The organism is Noviherbaspirillum humi (assembly GCF_900188095.1).
Lineage (GTDB): Bacteria > Pseudomonadota > Gammaproteobacteria > Burkholderiales > Burkholderiaceae_D > Noviherbaspirillum > Noviherbaspirillum humi.
In genome coordinates this window covers 1-17015 of sequence record NZ_FZOT01000006.1, presented here as the reverse complement: position 1 = coordinate 17015, position 17015 = coordinate 1, and the positions used below count along the sequence as shown (strand labels likewise).

At 63.8% G+C, this 17015-nt stretch carries 14 protein-coding genes; 7 read left to right on the top strand and 7 right to left on the bottom strand.

Features of this window, described 5'->3' with window-relative positions:
• The first annotated feature begins 265 nt into the window (after nt 1–265).
• The 7 genes from CHB88_RS11090 to CHB88_RS11060 all read left to right on the top strand — a co-directional run bounded on the left by CHB88_RS11090 (nt 266) and on the right by CHB88_RS11060 (nt 8358).
• The gene (locus CHB88_RS11090; protein WP_089399399.1) at nt 266–1795 is read left to right on the top strand and encodes a lipopolysaccharide biosynthesis protein; all 1530 of its coding nucleotides are present in this window, start codon (nt 266–268) and stop codon (nt 1793–1795) included.
• 1 nt (nt 1796) lies between these two features.
• Nucleotides 1797–3239, top strand: a complete 1443-nt coding sequence (locus CHB88_RS11085) for an O-antigen ligase family protein (RefSeq protein WP_089399398.1) — start codon at nt 1797–1799, stop codon at nt 3237–3239.
• A gap of 31 nt (nt 3240–3270) precedes the next feature.
• On the top strand, nt 3271–4080 hold the full coding sequence (locus CHB88_RS11080) for a glycosyltransferase family 2 protein (protein WP_089399397.1): 810 nt from the start codon (nt 3271–3273) through the stop codon (nt 4078–4080).
• Nucleotides 4077–4934: a glycosyltransferase family 2 protein gene (locus CHB88_RS11075; RefSeq protein ID WP_089399396.1), complete on the top strand. Its 858-nt coding sequence runs from the start codon at nt 4077–4079 to the stop codon at nt 4932–4934. Before CHB88_RS11080 ends, CHB88_RS11075 begins: the two co-directional genes overlap by 4 nt.
• Before the next feature lie 203 nt (nt 4935–5137).
• Nucleotides 5138–6379 (top strand): glycosyltransferase, encoded by a 1242-nt coding sequence (locus CHB88_RS11070; protein WP_245844918.1) that lies wholly within the window; start codon nt 5138–5140, stop codon nt 6377–6379.
• Nucleotides 6380–6428: 49 nt separating this feature from the next.
• Nucleotides 6429–7598 carry a glycosyltransferase gene (locus CHB88_RS11065; protein WP_089399395.1) on the top strand — a complete coding sequence of 390 codons (1170 nt, stop codon included), beginning with the start codon at nt 6429–6431 and terminating at the stop codon, nt 7596–7598.
• Nucleotides 7588–8358: a WecB/TagA/CpsF family glycosyltransferase gene (locus CHB88_RS11060; RefSeq protein WP_089399394.1), complete on the top strand. Its 771-nt coding sequence runs from the start codon at nt 7588–7590 to the stop codon at nt 8356–8358. Before CHB88_RS11065 ends, CHB88_RS11060 begins: the two co-directional genes overlap by 11 nt.
• A gap of 248 nt (nt 8359–8606) precedes the next feature.
• On the opposite strand, the gene CHB88_RS25595 is transcribed toward CHB88_RS11060, so the two are convergent.
• The 7 genes from CHB88_RS25595 to CHB88_RS24405 all read right to left on the bottom strand — a co-directional run.
• A complete protein-coding gene (locus CHB88_RS25595; RefSeq protein ID WP_245844917.1) occupies nt 8607–10457 on the bottom strand; it encodes a glycoside hydrolase family 16 protein in 1851 nt (616 codons plus the stop codon).
• Nucleotides 10458–10813: 356 nt separating this feature from the next.
• Complete coding sequence (locus tag CHB88_RS11040) at nt 10814–11968, bottom strand: glycosyltransferase family 4 protein (RefSeq protein WP_089399393.1); 1155 nt, start codon at nt 11966–11968, stop codon at nt 10814–10816.
• 3 nt (nt 11969–11971) lie between these two features.
• Nucleotides 11972–12907, bottom strand: coding sequence for a glycoside hydrolase family 16 protein (locus CHB88_RS11035; protein ID WP_245844914.1), 936 nt, complete (start codon nt 12905–12907; stop codon nt 11972–11974).
• 2 nt (nt 12908–12909) lie between these two features.
• Nucleotides 12910–13701 carry a polysaccharide deacetylase family protein gene (locus CHB88_RS11030; RefSeq protein WP_176442417.1) on the bottom strand — a complete coding sequence of 264 codons (792 nt, stop codon included), beginning with the start codon at nt 13699–13701 and terminating at the stop codon, nt 12910–12912.
• 133 nt (nt 13702–13834) lie between these two features.
• Nucleotides 13835–14860, bottom strand: a complete 1026-nt coding sequence (gene galE, locus CHB88_RS11025) for a UDP-glucose 4-epimerase GalE (RefSeq protein ID WP_089399391.1) — start codon at nt 14858–14860, stop codon at nt 13835–13837.
• 97 nt (nt 14861–14957) lie between these two features.
• Nucleotides 14958–16610, bottom strand: a complete 1653-nt coding sequence (locus CHB88_RS11020; RefSeq protein ID WP_089399390.1) for an FAD-dependent oxidoreductase — start codon at nt 16608–16610, stop codon at nt 14958–14960.
• Nucleotides 16611–16886: 276 nt separating this feature from the next.
• Nucleotides 16887–17015: hypothetical protein (locus CHB88_RS24405; protein ID WP_143131220.1), on the bottom strand; the 129-nt coding region annotated here is incomplete at its 5' end.

Below are 17015 nucleotides of genomic sequence, written 5' to 3'. Positions count from 1 at the left end.
TGCAAGCCTTACGCGCAATCCGCTACGCAAACCCCCTCGGCGGCTGACAAAAAACAAGCCCGCTTCCGACAATCGAACCGCACCAAGCGGCTCGTCATCCCGATACCTCACTGTCGTTGTCACATCTCAATATTGGGAGAAGGCGGGAAGTCACAATTTCTGAGCCAAGCGCTGCGAGGACCTGCCAAGGGTCATGGCCTCGCAGCGTCAACGCACGGCGGCCTTCGCCATGCCTGAAGAAAGATTCGAATGAAAAAACACGCTCATGGATAAAAAAGCCAATCTGTCTAGCAAGGGCATCTCTGCCGTTTTCTGGGGCGGCTTCGGCTCCGTCATCAGAACGCTGCTGCAGATCGGCACGCAGGTGGTGCTGGCACGCCTGCTCGGCCCGGTCGAGTACGGCATCTTCGCCATCGCCACCGTCATCCTCACCTTCAGCAAGTTCTTTTCCGATATCGGCATCTCCTACGGCCTGATCCAGAAAAAGGAAGTGTCGGACGACGACATACGCTTCGTCTTCACCTGGCAGGTGGTGATCGGCCTCGTGGTCGCCACCGTGGTTTTCTTCCTCTCCCACCCGCTCGCAGGCTTCTTCAACGAGCAGCGGCTGGTGGATGTGATCCAGGTATCGTCGGTGATCTGTCTGCTGAACGCGATCTCCTCGCCTTCGCTCAACTTGCTCAAGCGCGACCTCGATTTCAAATCTATCCAGGCGTCGCAACTCAGCGCCTATGTGATCGGCTATGTGTTCGTCGGCATTCCGATGGCCATGGCCGGCCACCAGGTGTGGGCGCTCATTGGCGCCTTCATCACCACCGAAACCCTGAATTTCTTCCTGCTGTACCGGCATTCGCGCCACCCGATCGGCATCCTGTTCAAGCCGAAGGAAAAGAGCGATCTGCTGAGCTACGGCTTCAAGGTCCTTGCCACCAATATCATCAACTGGATCATCAACAATATCGACCGGGTGCTGATCGGCCGCATGTTCCCGGCGGCACAGGTCGGCCTCTACTCGCTGTCTTACAACCTGGTTTCCAGCCCGGCCCTCACCATCATCGGCGTGATCCAATCGGCGCTGTTTTCCGCCAGCGCCCGGGTCCAGGATGACCATGCGCGCCTGCGCCGCGCCCTGCTGACGATGATCGGCGTCGTCACCCTGCTCCTGTTCCCGGTGTTCGCCGGCATCGCCGCCGCCTCCGACAGCGTGCTGCACGGCCTGTATGGCGAAAAATGGCTGGCGGCGGCGGAACTGCTGCGGCCGATCGCGCTGGCGATGCCGCTCTACCTGCTGCTCGGCATGGCCACCCCGCTGCTCTGGGTGTCGGGACACACCCACAAGGAATTCGTGATCCAGATTCCGGTGGCCATCGGCTTCGTCGCCGCCGCTGCACTTGCCGCGACCATTTCGCTGGAAGCAGTCGCGTGGACCGTCTTCGCCATGTACTTCATTCGCGCCGCCATCATCGTCGGCACGACCTGCCGCGCCCTGAAGATCACCATGCAGGACTTGTTCTCCGTCATGGCGGGCGGCCTGGTGGCGACGGTCACGACGGCACTCGCCATCATCGCCGCCGACCTGGCGGCGCGGCAGCTGAGCGACGCGCCGATCGCCTGGCTCATCGCCGACGTCGCGGCGGGCGGCATCGGCCTTCTGTCCACCCTGGTCCTGTTTCCGCGGCTGGTCGACGACCACGTGGCCGAGCTGTTCGGGAAGGTGGCTTCCCGCCTGCCGGCACGGACCGGGGAATGGGTGCAGCGTCTTCTCTTTCGCGGTCAATTGAAAAGGTCTGTCTGACATGGATGAACTTCAAATCGGCACCGCCGCCCTCACCATCGCCGGCACAGCGCTGGCGGCCGTCGCAGGGCTGGTGGCATTCGGCGCCTTCATCGGCATCCAGCGGCGCGGGGGCAACTGGCTCATGGCGATGATCTATCCGCTTCTCATCCTGCCGATGGGAATCCAGGCCATCCTCAACAACCGCAACGTCTCCAACGCCGACCTGGAGATCGGCAGCGTGGGCGGCACCGAGACCGGGCTCACCACCTGGATGCTGCGGGTAGTGACGATGCTGGTGCTCGGCATCTGCCTGGCGCGCATGGTCTCGGTGTCGCAGTCCAATGCGCCGCGGGGGAAAACGGGGCGCGCGCTGTTCCTTGCCTTCCTGGCGTTCTTCATCACCAGCGTCGTCATCAACAACATCTTCGGCACCAAGCCGACCTTCGACCAGCGCGCCATCTATCCGGTGTTCATCTTCACCGCGCTCTACTTCAGCCGCAACAAGGACGCCGGCGTGGCCATCGATGCCATGAAGGTCAGCCTGCTTCTTTTCTTCCTGGCATCCTGCGCGATGGCAGTGGTGAAGCCGCAGCTGGCGGTGCAGCGCGACTATGCCGGCTGGATACCCGGATTCAACATCCGCTTCTGGGGACTCGGCTCGAACCCAAACAGCATCGGCCCGATGGCGCTGGTGTTCATCCTGCTGCTGCTGCACAAGCCGTTCCGCAACTGGCTGCTGCAGCATCTGAGCCTGCTGCTCGGCCTGGCCGTGCTGTTCCTGTCCCAGTCCAAGACGGCGTGGGCGGCGACCATGATCTGCGTACCGATGCTGCTGATTGCCCGCATGATGTATGCCCCTCAGGCCGGCGGCCGCGGACGCTCGCCCTACGCCCTGCGCCGGCTGGCCATTCCCCTGATGCTGGCGGCGCTCGGCATCGGCGCCGTGCTGATCGCCCTGTTCTACACCATGCAGGCTGACCGACTGGCGGCAGTCGCCAACCAGCAGCAGGTCACCTCGCTCTCTGGCCGCACCGCCATCTGGAACGTCGCGGTCGAGACCTGGCTGCGCAATCCGCTGTTCGGCTACGGCACGACGATGTGGGACGAAGAATTCCGCCGCATGATCGGCATGAACTTCGCCTACAACGCCCACAACCAGTTCATGCAGACGCTATCGGTGGCCGGCGTGCTCGGCATCATCGGCCTGCTCGCCTACGGCGCCATGCTGCTGCGCTACTGCCTGGCCGCCAACCGCCACACCGGCGGACTGGCGCTGGCCATGTTCGCGCTGCTGTTCGTGCGCTGCTTCACCGAAGCCCCCTTCAACCTCAGCACCATTTTCAGCGGCGAGATGGTGACGCAGACGATCCTGTTCACCCTGATCGTGAACAAGGGCCGCAATCCGCTGCTGGCCCGCATGCCGCAGCAGCCGTACGTAATGCCGCAGATGCAGCTGCGCTAGCAACAACGAAGCCAAGGGAGCAAAGAAACACATGAGCACACACCGCGAACAGCGGCCCGCACCGGGCGGCAAGGCCAAGTCCGGAAAGGCCCTCACCTTTTCCATCATCACCTGCACCTGGAACAGCGAGCCCTACCTGGCGCAGTCCATTCAATCGGTGCTTGAACAGGATTACCCGCATGTCGAATACATATTCGTCGACGGCGGCTCCACCGACGGCACCCTGGAACGCATACGCCGCCTGGAACGGCCATACCGCCTGCTGGAAAACGTTCGCGGCGGCATCAGCAACGCGATGAACGAGGGCATACGCGCCGCCACCGGCGATGTCATCGCCCACCTCCACTCGGACGATTACTACATTCATCCGCGCGTGCTCTCCACGGTCGCCGACGCTTTGCAGACGCAGGAGCGCGGATGGCTGTTCGGCCGCATCCTGCGCGATGTCGACGGCAGCCTGCTAAAGGAAAACTTCATCTCGCCGCGCTACAGCCATAGCCGGCTGCTGCATGCCAACTTCATCCCCCACCCTGCCACCTTCGTGCGGCGCGACTGGATGAACCGCGCCGGCGGATTCAGCACCTCGCTCAAATATGCGATGGACTACGACCTCTGGCTGAGGCTGGCGGAAATGGGCGACCCGGTTCAGCTCGACGAGCCGCTTGCCGCCTTCCGGGAACACCAGGGCAGCCTCTCCACCCGTGACCGCTTGCCCGCCTTCGAGGAAGACTTCCGGGTACGCAAGTCTCATCTCGGCGTGAACCCGATCGCCCGCGCCAAGCATTACGCCTACTACCTGGTACGCCGCCACCGCGTACTTCAGCAAGGAGTTCCCGCATGAGGACCCCGGATATCACCCTCGTACTGGCCACCGTGGGCCGTACCAGCGAACTCGGCCGCCTGTTCGATTCCTTCGCCGCCCAGAGCTTCGCCAACTTCGAAGTGGTGGTGGTCGACCAGAACAGCGACGACCGGCTGCTGCCGCACCTGGAACGGGCCCGCTATCTCGGGCTCTCGGTGCGGCACATTCGGCACGATCCGCCCAATCTGGCGGCGGCGCGCAATGCCGGGATCGAGGCCGCCCGCGGACGCTGGATCGGCTTTCCGGATGACGATTGCTGGTACGACCCGAAAGTGCTGGAACAGGTCGCCGCCCGCTTCGAGCAGGCCGACCAGCCGGAAGGCGTGGTGGTGCGCTGGGTCGAGCAGAACGAGCAGCCGCTGACCGCGGCGCGATTGACGTGGAAGCGGGCCAGCGCATTCCGCGACGTGCCCGTGAGCTCCATCACCCTGTTCTGCCATCGCGCCCTGTTCAAGACGATAGGCGGTTTCGATGCGCGGCTCGGCGTGGGCCAGTACTTCGGCGCCGGCGAGGAAACCGATTTCGTGCTGCGCGCGCTGCGCTCCGGCGCCGCGTTCTGCTATGAACCCCTGGCCGAGGTGCACCACCACGTGAATCCGGAAAAGCCCGACCCGACGCCGCAGGCGCGCCTGGCGGTGCGCCACCGTGCGCGCGGAACCGGCGCGCTCTACGTCAAGCATCAGCTGCCGGCCTGGGTGATCCTGCGCGGTTTGCTGTCGCCCATCCTGAGGCCGCTGCTCAAGGGCGCCTTCGGCGCCGATTTGGCGCACGGATGCGCGGTGATGCTCGGGCGGATCGACGGCATGCTGCGCTGGCGGCGTACCGGCACCTGATGGCTGCAAGCCCCTCCGGCGCATGGCACGGGCGAAACTTGCGTGAGCTTGATATGCCGCCCTGCTCCGCCGGGAGAAGCATGAGCTTGCGCAGGGAATGCAGGCGGCCAGCAGCTATCTTGTAATCGATGGCACGCCCCGCGCAGCGAACGGGGCTCAGGGAGAAGCAGCGCCATGCTGCAAGACTAACAAAGCGTATAACCATGATGCTATTGCAAAAGAAAATCAAGGCGACGGCCATCGAGGTCCGGTCACTGGACCCCAGAGACCTGCGGCCGCCGCTTCCTGCCACCGGCAACAAGCAAGCGCTCAAGCTCGCGATCATCACCAACCATCCGCCGCCGTTCCGCATCCCGGTCTTCGAGCGCATCGCCGCCACGCCCGGAATCGAGCTGCTGGTGATCTTCTGCAGCCGCCGCGAGCCGAACCGCCAATGGAAGGTGCCGCCGCTCACCTTCAATCACCTGTTTCTCAAGGAGCGGTTCGTCACCCGCGGCGACAATTTCATCCACAACAATCCGGACGTGCTTCCCGCCCTGGTCAAGTTCGGCCCGGATGCGGTCGTTACCACCGGATTCAATCCAACCTTCCTCTACGCCTTCGCCTACTGCCTCGCCAGCGGCGTAAAGCATATTCCGATGACCGACGGCACGGAAGTGTCCGAACAGGCCCTCAGCCGCTGGCACAAGACGCTGCGCCGCTTCATCTATTCGCGCTCCGGCAGCTTCATCGCCGCAAGCGCCGGCGGCGAGCGCCTCTACCAAAGCTATGGCGTCGAAGCGGAGCGCTGCTTCAAGTCTTGCCTGTGCATCGACAACACGAGCTACCTCGAAGCCGATCCCGAGTCGCGCGCATTCGATTTCATCTTCTGCGGCCGCATCGTGCCCGGGAAGAACCCCTTGTTTGCGCTCGATGTCGCCGCCGAAGCCGCGCGCCGTCTGCAGCGCCGGGTGAGCATCCTGTTCGTCGGATCCGGCAGCCAGGAAGAAGCGGTCAGGCGCGCGGCGGAGCAGCATGCCGGCCTGGTCGATGCGCACTTCAATGGCTTCGCGTCGCAGGACGAATTGCCGGGGCTGTACCGCTCGGCGAAGGTTTTCCTGTTCCCGACCCTGGCCGACGTCTGGGGCGTGGTCGCGAACGAGGCCTGCGCCGCCGGCTTGCCCATCATCGTATCTCCGCATGCCGGCACGGCTGGCGAGCTGATCCTGGACCAGCAGAACGGCTTCATCTGCGATCTCGATGTCGGCGCCTGGTCGGAGCGGGCGGTGCAGCTGCTGACCGACGACGACCTGTGGCAAGGGTTCTCGGAACGCAGCCGCGAGATCGTATCCGGCTACAGTTTCGACCATGCCGCGGCCGGCGTGGTAGCGGCGGCCACCCAGGCGGTCCGCCATCCGCGCAAGGCGCGCGCGCGCATCGTGGCGAGCAAGGCGGGACTGAGCTGATGCCGGTCAGGACCCTGTCGATCAACGCCCGTTCCTGGAGCATGGCTACGTGAAGATACTGGTTGCCCATAACACTTATCAGCACCGCGGCGGCGAAGACACCGTCGTCGATGCGGAGATCGCTCTGCTGCGCTCCAGGGGCCACGAGGTGCGCGAGTACCGCCAGCACAACGATGCAATCAAGCAGATGTCGCCGGCCGCTGCGGCGGTGAGCGCCATCTGGTCTACGCAAACCGAGCGCGATGCGGCTGCCATCGCCCGGGAATTCCGGCCCGACATCATCCATGTGCACAATACCTTTCCCCTGATTTCACCGTCGCTGTACTGGGCGGCGGACAGGATGGGCATTCCGCTGGTGCAGACGCTGCACAACTTCCGCCTGCTCTGTCCGCAGGCGATCTTTCTGCGCGACGGAAAGATCTGCGAGGACTGTATCGGCAAGCTGCCCTGGCGCGCCGTCACGCGCAAATGCTATCGGGAGTCGGCGGTGCAGTCGGCGGTGGTGACCGGCATGCTGGCCACTCACCGCGCGCTCGGCACCTATCAGCAGCGCATCACCCGCTACATCGCGCTGAACGAATTCGCGCGGGCGAAATACGTGGAAGGCGGCTTGCCGGCGGATCGCATCCGCATCAAGCCCAACTTCGTGGCAAGCGCGGGCGCGCCGGAGGAAGGAGAACGCCATGGCGGGCTCTATGTCGGCCGATTGTCCGGCGAAAAAGGCCTGGACGTGCTTGCCGCCGCCGTTCAGGGCGCCAGGCTCGAGGGCATCGAGGTGATCGGAGGCGGACCGCTCGAACCGCTCGCCAAGGCAGCCTTCGGCGACGGCTATCTCGGCTATCGCAGCCTGGACGAGATCATGGCGCGGATGCGGGGTGCGAGCTTCATGGTATTGCCGAGCATCTGCTATGAAAATTCGCCGCGCACCATCGTCGAGGCTTTCGCCAGCGGCCTGCCGGTGATCGCCAGCCGCCTCGGGGCCCTGGTCGAGATCGTGCGCGACGGCGTTACCGGCCTGCTGTTCGATCCGGGCAGTCCGGACGATCTGGCCGCGAAGATGCGCTGGGCAGCCCGGCATCCGGACGAGATGCGGCGCATGGGACGCAACGCTCGAACCGAATATGAAACCCGGTACACGCCGGATCGCAACTACGACATGCTGTTGGGAATCTATGAAGACGCAATTTCGAGTACAAGGAATCAGCCACATGCTGCGTAAGGGACAGACCATTCTCGACGCATTCATCGATGCATTGAGCTGGGATGATGCGATTCAAGCCATCCTGCGCTGGGGCGCGGCGCGCGAATCGCGATATGTCTGCATCTGCAATGCGCATTCGGTGGTCACGACCACGCAGGACATCGAATTCAAGCTGGCGGTGAACAATGCCGACATGGCGACCGCCGACGGCGCGCCGATCGCGTGGGCGATGCGCCGGCTGGGCTATCCCACCCAGGAGCGCATCAACGGACCGGATCTGATGGTGAAGTACCTGGAAGCGGCGGAGCGCGTAGGGCAGAAGGCATTCTTTTACGGCAGCGTGGACAGCACGCTGGAGAAGCTGCGCGGCACGCTGTCGTCACGCTTCCCCAAGCTGGCGATCGCCGGCATGTATTCGCCGCCCTTTCGCCCGCTCACGCATGCAGAGGACGAAGCCATCGTCAGCATGATCAACGAATCGGGCGCCAACGTGGTCTTCGTCGGGCTGGGCTGCCCGAAGCAGGAAAAATGGATGGCCGACCACCGCGGCCGGATACAGGCGGTGATGATCGGCGTGGGCGCGGCCTTCGATTACCATTCCGGCGTTCTCAAGCGAGCTCCCCTCTGGTGGCAACGGAATGGACTGGAATGGCTGTACCGCCTCGGCTCCGAACCGCGCCGGCTGTTCAAGCGTTACCTGGTCACCAACACCCTCTTCGTCGTCGGCTTCCTGCGCCAGCTTGCCATGCAGCAGGCGCCCATAAAAAAAGCCCCCTGAGCGGAGGCTTCTCTAGAGCGTGGATGACATCAAGCAGGGATTTCGCCACGCATGCGTGGCCCCTGAGCGGCGCGCCCTTGCAGGGCGCACACCGGCTTGCAAGCCGGTGCAGCTCCGCAGGTGAGCGGCATGCCGCTCGAAATCCCTGCTTAGCCCTTGCGCTGAACGTGCTTGCGCTCGAACGCAACCCCTGTTTGAGGTCATAACACGCTCCAACAGCGGCCCGCGGGCCGCGTGCCCTTCCCTGCTTACTTGAACTGCCAGGCGCGGACGTAATTCACTTCATAGGAATTGGCCTTGCCCTGCGGGGTCGAGTTGTCCGGCGTGCCCGAAGCGCTGCCGAACCACAGGTCCAGCATGATGTACATCGGGTCGGTCATCGACGTGTTCACCACCAGCACTTGCTTGCCGTCGAAGTAGTAGGTCTGCTTGCCCGGCTCCCACTTCACCGCGTACTTGTGGAATCCGGCCGACAGGTCGGTGCCCTCGGTGTACATCTTGAAGCCCACCTGCTGACCGTCGTAGTCGCCCTTCCAGACAGTGGCCGCATAAGTGGTGGGAATCGACACGCCCGAACCATCGGTGTAGCCCCAGCCATTGCCGCCGGCATAGGCTTCCATGATGTCCATCTCGGGACGGCGGTCGCCGATGTGGTTGAACAGCCAGAATGCCGGCCAGGTGCCTTTGCCCTTGGGGAGCTTGGCTTCCATCTCGAAGTAGCCGTAGGTCTGGTAGTACTTGCCGTCGGTGTCGATGGTGCGGTCGAAGAAGTTGCCGGATGCATCACGCTGCGGCCAGATCTTCAGCACGCCGTTCTCCACGGCGTAGTTCTTGGTGGCGTTGCTGCCCGAGTACCAGATATGGTCATTCCACAGGCTGGTGTTGAAGCTGTTGAACTCTTCGGTGAAGGTCAGCTTGTACAGGCTGGCATCCTGGCCGAACGGCGTGGGGCTGGCGGCCGGTGCGGGAGCTGGCGCAGGCGCCGGTGCGGGAGCCGGTGCAGGAGCCGGTGCAGGAGCTGGTGCAGGAGCTGGTGCAGGAGCTGGTGCAGGTGCAGGTGCAGGTGCAGGTGCAGGTGCAGGAGCCGGTGTAGGTGCAGGTGCCGGTGCCGGTGCGGGAGCCGGGGCAGGAACTGGTGCCGGAGCGGGAGCCGGTACTGGTGCGGGAGCTGGTACAGGAGCCGGGGCCGGTGTGGTCGTCGCGGTTCCCTTGAATTTCCATGCGCGGACATAATTCACCCGCAGCGAATTGGCTTTTCCGGTGGGCGTGCTCGCATCCGGCGTGCCGCTCGCGCCGCCGAAATACAGGTCAAGCACCAGATACATCGGATCGGACATGCTGACGTTGATCGTATAGACCGGCTTGCCGTCGAAATAGAAGGTCTGCTTGTTCGCCTCCCACTTCACCGCATACTTGTGATAGGCGGCTGACAAGTCGAGCGCGGTATCGACGCGCTTGGAGCCGGCAAGGTGGCCGTCATAGTCGCCTATCCAGGTTTTCGATTCGAACGATGAGGGATGGACCACGCCCGTGCTGTCGGTGAAGCCCCAGCCCGTGGCGCCGGTCATCGCTTCCATCACATTGATGGTGGGACGGCGGTCGTCCGGGTGGGCAAACAGCCAGAATGCCGGCCAGGTGCCTTTGCCCTTGGGCAGCTTGGCTTCCATCTCGAAATAGCCGTAGGTCTGCTGGAATTTGCCGTCGGTGTCGATGGTACGGTTGAAGAAGTTGCCGGATGCGTCACGCTGCGGCCAAATCTTCAGAACATTGTCTTCGACCGCATAGTTCTTCGTCGCATTCGAAGTCTCGTACCACATGTGGTCGTTCCACATCCTGGCGTCGAAGGTGCTGTTGAACTCCTCGCGGAAAGTCATCTCGTACTGCGCCGCATCCTGACCGTAGGGCGCAACGGACGGCGCAGTGGCGCTGGTGAAGGTGGTAGCGGCTTGGACGCTGGATGCGTCTTCCTGCACGGCGGCGGCATTAGCTTGCTGGCTGGCTGGATCGGATCCGCCGCCGCAGGCGGCGAGCAGCACGGCGGCGCAAGCGCAGGAGAGCGCTGATAAAGAGCGCGGGTTGACTATGGAAAACTTGGACACAAAACCCCCAGGAAGGAACAGTTTGACGATTCTCAAAAGAAAGAGTTTCGTCAGAGCATTTCTTTGAGGAACTAGTTCCGTGTCTTATAGGATTTATTTATCCGTTTGAATTCCCTATTGGAATATTTTTTGTGTCGGACGCGCACACCCTTGTGCGGTGAAGTGCGAAGGGATGAAAGATTGGCAAGCCCGCCCAGACCCCTTGGCTGGCAAGCCAACGGAATGACCCAATCCACCAGGACGGCGAAGGGCTGGTCAGAGAAAGATCGAAAAGATGCGCGGCGGCCGCGCCAAGGACGAAAGCCGGGACCGGCCGAAAAACAGGCCGGCCGGTCGCAAACTAGGTGGGTGCGCCCTTATTCCCGTTCGGTGACAGGCTGGCTGCCGGCAGGAGGCCGCACCGGGGCGATGTCGGCCCGGCCGAGCGCGCCCCGCGCGGCATGGCAGGCATCGATGAAACCCTTGGCCGAATTGGCGTAGCTGTACTCGCTCACGCGCCGCAGCGCCGCCTGAGAGAACGACTGCCACTCATCGGAATTCGACAGCAGCTGCGTGCAGCGCCTGGCCCAGGCCGAGGCGTCCAGCGCTTCGATGTAGCCATTGCGGCCCTGGTCGACGAGCTCATTCGCGCCGGCATGGGGCGATACGATGACCGGAACCCCCGATGCGCAAGCCTCGTTCACCACCACGCCCCAGGGCTCCCAGAGCGAAGGCAGCATGAAAATGCGGGCCGAGTGGTAGATGGAAGGAAGATTTTCATGAGCGGTGAAGCCTTGGTAATCCACCTTCACCTGGTCGGAGCATGCAGCCGCAGCACGACGCAGCTCCTCTTCCTGCGCCCCGGTGCCGACGACGAGCATGCTCACCCTGCGTCCAAGCTGACGGGCCGTCTTCAGCGCCACCTCGAGCGCAAACAGCGGGTTCTTCACCGGCTCTATCCGGCCGCAGAACAGGAAGTCGTATTGCTTCTTCACGCCGGGCGGCGGCGCGAAATGGCCATTGTCGACGCAGAGGCAAGACTTGTAGCAGCGATCTTCCGCGATGCCGTAGCTCTCGAACAGGCGGATCCCGCTGTCGCTCGAGGCAATGAAGGCCGCCGACCGCTGATAGACGAATTTGCGGATGGACCGGTGCAGCTTGTGCAGCCGCTGCTCCGAGACCAGCGTGCCGTCGGTCCAGGGCACGTGCGGCACGCCCTTCATCGCCGCATAGGCGAAGGCATACAGATGGGTTGGATTGAAGCCGCCGGTGACGATGACCCCGGGCCGGAAGCGGCGCAGGGCGGCGATCACGTCGGGATTGTTGTGGATATAGCGGCCGTTGCGTTCGGTGACGCGCTCCTTCAGGAACACATGATCGAACCCGAGCCGCGGCAACTCCCAGTGACGGTTCGGCTCGCGCTGGCTGCACAGGATGGCCTGAAAGACGATGCCCGAGACTTTGCCGAGCGCTTCGAAAAAGGGAATCCTGTAAGGCGGGAGCTCGTTCGAGACAAGCGCGACTCTCAGCATCTTTCAGCGCCCCTTGAATTTCCAGGCACGGACGTAATTGATTTCAAATGCGTTTCCTTTCCCGAGTGGCGTGGTGGCATCCGGATCGCCGCTGGAACTGCCGTACCAGAGGTCGAGCAGGATGTACATGGGATCGGAGAGGCTCGCCTGAAGTTTCAAAACTTCTTTTCCATCAAAGTAGTAAGTCTGCTGGTCGGGTTCCCACTTGACGGCGTACTTGTGGAAGCCGGCCGAGAGGTCCAGCCCGGTATCGAACTGGCGCGTGCCGGCCGGCCTGTCCTTGTCGAACCATGTGGTCGCGCCGTAGGCGCGCGGATGCGGCACTCCGTCCTTTCCCGGAAATCCCCAGGGATCGACGCCGCCCGGATAGGCTTCCATGATGTCGATCTCGGGCCGGCGTTCACCCGGATGGGCAAACAGCCAGAAGGCGGGCCACAAGCCCTTCCCGCGCGGCAGCTTGGCCTCCATCTCGAAGTAGCCGTAGCGCTGCTCGAACTTGCCGTCGGTGTCGATGGTGCGCTTGACGAATTCGCCGCTCGCATCCCGTGCCGGCCAGATCTTCAGCACGCCGTTTTCCACCGCATAGTTCCTGACCGGATGCGGGCGTTCATACCAGATATGGTCGTTCCAGCGGGAGCGGTCCAGGCTGCGGTCGAATTCCTCGGAAAAGGTGAGGATGTAGTCGGCGGCGCGCTGCCCGTAGGGACCGGCGATCAGGCTGGCGGGCGCATCGCGGCGGGAGCGCGTCACCGCGCTCGGCCAGCCGTCGCCGGCATCGTCGGCCTGCGGCAGGCGTTCCAGCGCAAGCAGGCTGCGTTCGGCGTCCTGGGCGCCGGCCGCGGGCAAGGCGACCCAGGCGAGCAGGCAGGCACTGGCGATGCGCCTCGCGCGATGCAGCAATGCCCGCAATGGCGCAGCGCTCGGAAGGTTGGCCGCCATGATCAGCGCCCCAGCAGTCCGGCGGAGAGCTGCCGCAGCTTGCGCCCCATCGGATAGGCGAAGTCCCACACCGATGCCAGCTGCCCCGACTGCAGCCACAACTGGCGCTGGAATGCGGCGAAATCGGTGGCATCGAAGCAGGTGCGGGGAATCTCGTCGAGCGGCGAGTCGGGACGCCAGGACTGCTTGGCAACGGTGTACTGGAAGCGGAAGCCGCATTTGCTGGCGATGGAGCGCCACTCCGGACGGGACAAGCCCCATGGCCAGGCAAAGTGGGAAAAGTGGCTGCGCGGCAGGTTGAGTTCGCCGGCCAGCATGTCAATGGACATGCCCAGGTCGTTGCGGATTTCCGTCAGCGAGCTGTGAGTGAAATTGCTGTGGGTATGCGAGTGCGACTGGCAATCGATGATGCCGCCTGCCTGCAGCGCCCGCGCTTGATCCCAAGTCATGAAGCCGGCGGCCTCGGGATCTTCCGTCAATCCCCAGTTGCCGCCCGGTTCGCGCAGGAAGCGCGTGGCAAGGAACACCGTGGCGCGGAAATCGAACTCCTCCAGAATGGGGAGCGCGGCGCTGGCCACCGTCTCGTAGCCATCATCGAAGGTGATGAGGCAGGAGCGTTCCGGCGCCGGCCGACCGCTGGTCGTGACGAAGGCGAACTCGTCGAGCGAGAGCGCGGTCCAGCCATCGCTGCGCAATTTGGACAGATGCTGGCGGAACACCGCCGGCGGCGTCGCCGTCGACAGCCCGGACTCGTCGATGCGGTGATACAGGAGGATGGGTATGGAGTCGTTCACTGGCAGGCCCCCGGTAGGGAATCAAGTACCTATTTTCGAGCCATGCCTTTTCGCGGGCACGACCCTCCACGCAGCCCGGCTCTTCGCCGCCGGGCCGTACGTCTTGCTTGCTGCCTGCAGGCGCTGGCGCCTGCTAGCTGCGGTAACCTTCCGGGTTGGTGCTCTGCCAGCGCCAATGATCGGCGCACATTTCGGCCAGCCCCTTCTTCGCCTGCCAGTCGAGTTCATTCCTGGCATTGGCGGGATCGGCGTAGCACACCGCGATGTCGCCCGGACGCCGGCCGACGATCTGGTAAGGCACCGGACGGCCGCTGGCGATCTCGAAGGCCTTCACCATTTCCAATACGCTGTAGCCGCGGCCAGTGCCCAGGTTGAGCGTGAAGCTGTCGCCGGTGCGGAAGATGCGCGCCAGCGCCGCCAGATGGCCGAGCGCCAGGTCCACCACGTGAATGTAGTCGCGCACGCCGGTGCCATCCGGCGTCGGGTAGTCATTGCCGAATACCGACAGCTTCTCGCGCCGTCCCACCGCCACCTGGGCGACGAAAGGCATGAGGTTGTTGGGAATGCCGCGCGGATCTTCGCCGATGAGGCCGCTGGAATGCGCGCCGACCGGATTGAAGTAGCGCAGTGCGCCGATGGCCCAGGACGAGTCCGAGTTGGCCAGATCGTTCAGCACCTCCTCCACCATCAGCTTGGATCGGCCGTAGGGATTGGTGACCGACAGGCGGGCCGATTCGGTGATCGGCACCGATTCCGGGTCGCCGTAGACGGTGGCCGACGAACTGAACAGGAAGTTCTTCACCCCCGCGTCGCCCAGCGCCTGCAGCAGGGTGACGGTGCCGCCGACGTTGTTCTCGAAATAGGACAGCGGCTTCTCGACCGATTCGCCCACCGCCTTGAGGCCGGCGAAATGGATGGTGGCGTCGATCTTGTGGCTGCGCAGAAGCTGGTCGAGCCCGGCGCGGTCGCGCACGTCGAGTTCGATGAAAGTCAGCGGCTTCCCGGTGATGCGCTCCACCCGCTTCAGCGACTCGGGCGAGCTGTTGCACAGGTTGTCGATGGCGACGACGTTGTAGCCGGCGGAAAGCAGCTCGACGCAGGTATGGGAGCCGATGTAGCCGGCTGCGCCGGTCACCAGGATGGTTTTTGCAGAATCCATATCATTGTTCCGATCTATGTAAAGCTGGGGCCGACCCGTTGCGCCGGCCCGGTGGTTGCCGCGCGGCGCCGCCGCCGGCAACCGTCGATGCGGGCGGTCAGGCCGCCTGCATCGACAGATTGCTGGGCGCGGTGGCGTTGCGCAATTCCTTCGTCACGTGCTCCGACAGTCTAAACGCAAGTGCCGCCAGCGTGATAGTCGGGAAGTTGGCGCCCGAGGTGGGGAACACGGAGCTGCCGGCAATATACAGGTTGCTCATGCCGTGCACCTTGCAATCGCGGTCCACCACGCCTTCCTTGGGCGAGTCGTGCATGCGGGTGGTGCCCATGTGGTGCCAGGTGCCCTCCAGATCCGCCGGCCATTTCTTGCCTTCGATCGGTTCGTCCAGCTCGACGCTCGCCACGCCGCTCTTGCGCATGTCGTCCGCCAGGATGGCCAGCGTACGGTCAAAGGTGCGCTGCACCTTGGATGTCAGGCGCCAATCGACCCGCACCCGGTTCATGCCGAGCTGGTCCTTCTGATCAGGCGACAGCATTACGCGGCTGTCGCGATTCGGTTCGGGCTCGACGATGATCTGGAACTTCACGCCGCGGATCAGCCAGCGCGGCTGGAACAGGCGGGTATAGCCGTAGCCGATGGTGTCCAGCGGATGCATGGCCATGGTGAGCGCATCGCGCCACATGCTCCAGCCTGCCTGTTCCTTCTGGGACAGCGCCTGCTTGCAGCGGAACAGCGCCTGGGCGCCTTCGCTGCCTTCGCCGGGAAACACCGAACAGAACCAGGCGCGGGCGTTGAGGATGCCCTCTTCCTGCATCACTTCCGGCGTCAGCGCGAACTGGTGCGCCACGCAGGTGCCGTGCGCCGCCACCGCCGCATTCTGGTAGTGATATTTCACATCGGGCAGCTTGTTGCGCGACCATTCGCGCGTGAACTTGATGCTGCCGCTGAACAGGCGCGGATGGTCCATGAAGAAACGGCCGACGAGATCGTTGCCGTTGCCCAGTCCGGCGCTCTGCACCTTGTTCGACGCCAGCAGCAGCCGCGCATTCTCGATGCCGCCGGTGGCGAGGATGAAGGTGCGCGCCTTCACGTCCATGCGCCGGCCGCTCAGCGTGGCGACCTGGACCCGGGTGACGGTGCGGGCGCTGCGGTCGGAATCGATGTTGACCACGTTGGCGTAGAGGAAGACACGGATGCGCTGCGATCGCTTCAGCGTCTCCCGGTACATCTTGCCGAAGCGGGCCGGCGGACTGAACTGGGAAATCGTGTCGCGCACCTTGCCGGTCACCAGCGGTATGCGGCGCACATCGGGGCGGCCGATGGATTTCTCCCAAAACTCCGGATCGAAGTTGTTCGGACCCAGCTTCAGCAGCTCATGCGTGCGCGCATAGTACGGCAGCATTTCCTCCAGGCCGAACGGCCAGCCGCTATGATCGATCCAGTCCCGCTTCTCGAAGTCCCAGGGATCCAGCGGACGACACCAGCCGCCCCAGCAATTGCTGCTGCCGCCGAGGAAGCGGCTGCGGCTGCCGTCGGCGAAGTTGTAGCGCCATTCGCCGACGTCCTCTCCTCGGCAAAGATCCCGGGTATCGTCGTCCGGCGCGAATCCGCCGCTCTCCAGCAGGCAGACATCTATCCCCTGCTTGTCGAGCTCCATTGCCAGCGTGATGCCGGCCACGCCGCCGCCGATGATGCAGACGGCGGATTCGACCACCGTGCCCTCTTCTACGCGCCTTGTGTCGATGAACATTGTTTTTTCTGCTTCCTCAATAGACTGAATTTCGCCGCCTTCCGCCTGGAAGGCCCCGCAACCCGACTCCCAAGTCCGCTCGCTGCCGCGCCGGTCTGCGCTGGCAGCGGCTCGAGCGATCGGCGCCTTGCCGGCCGCCGCACCAGAACAACGATAAGCGTTACTCGCGAGGCCGCCCTTGATCTAGCATAGGGGCGATACTTTCCTCGCTTCAAACCGATCAAACATTGCCTCTTCTGCAGCGCCCGCCAGGGCGACCGGTCCCCCGCTCCCGAATCAGAACGGGAACTGGGCATCCGGCTTGAGCGCGAGAATGGCTTGCTTGAACTCCTGCTGGATGCGGTCCAGCGCCTGCTGGTTCTCGCCTTCGAAGCGCATCACCACCACCGGCGTGGTGTTGGACGG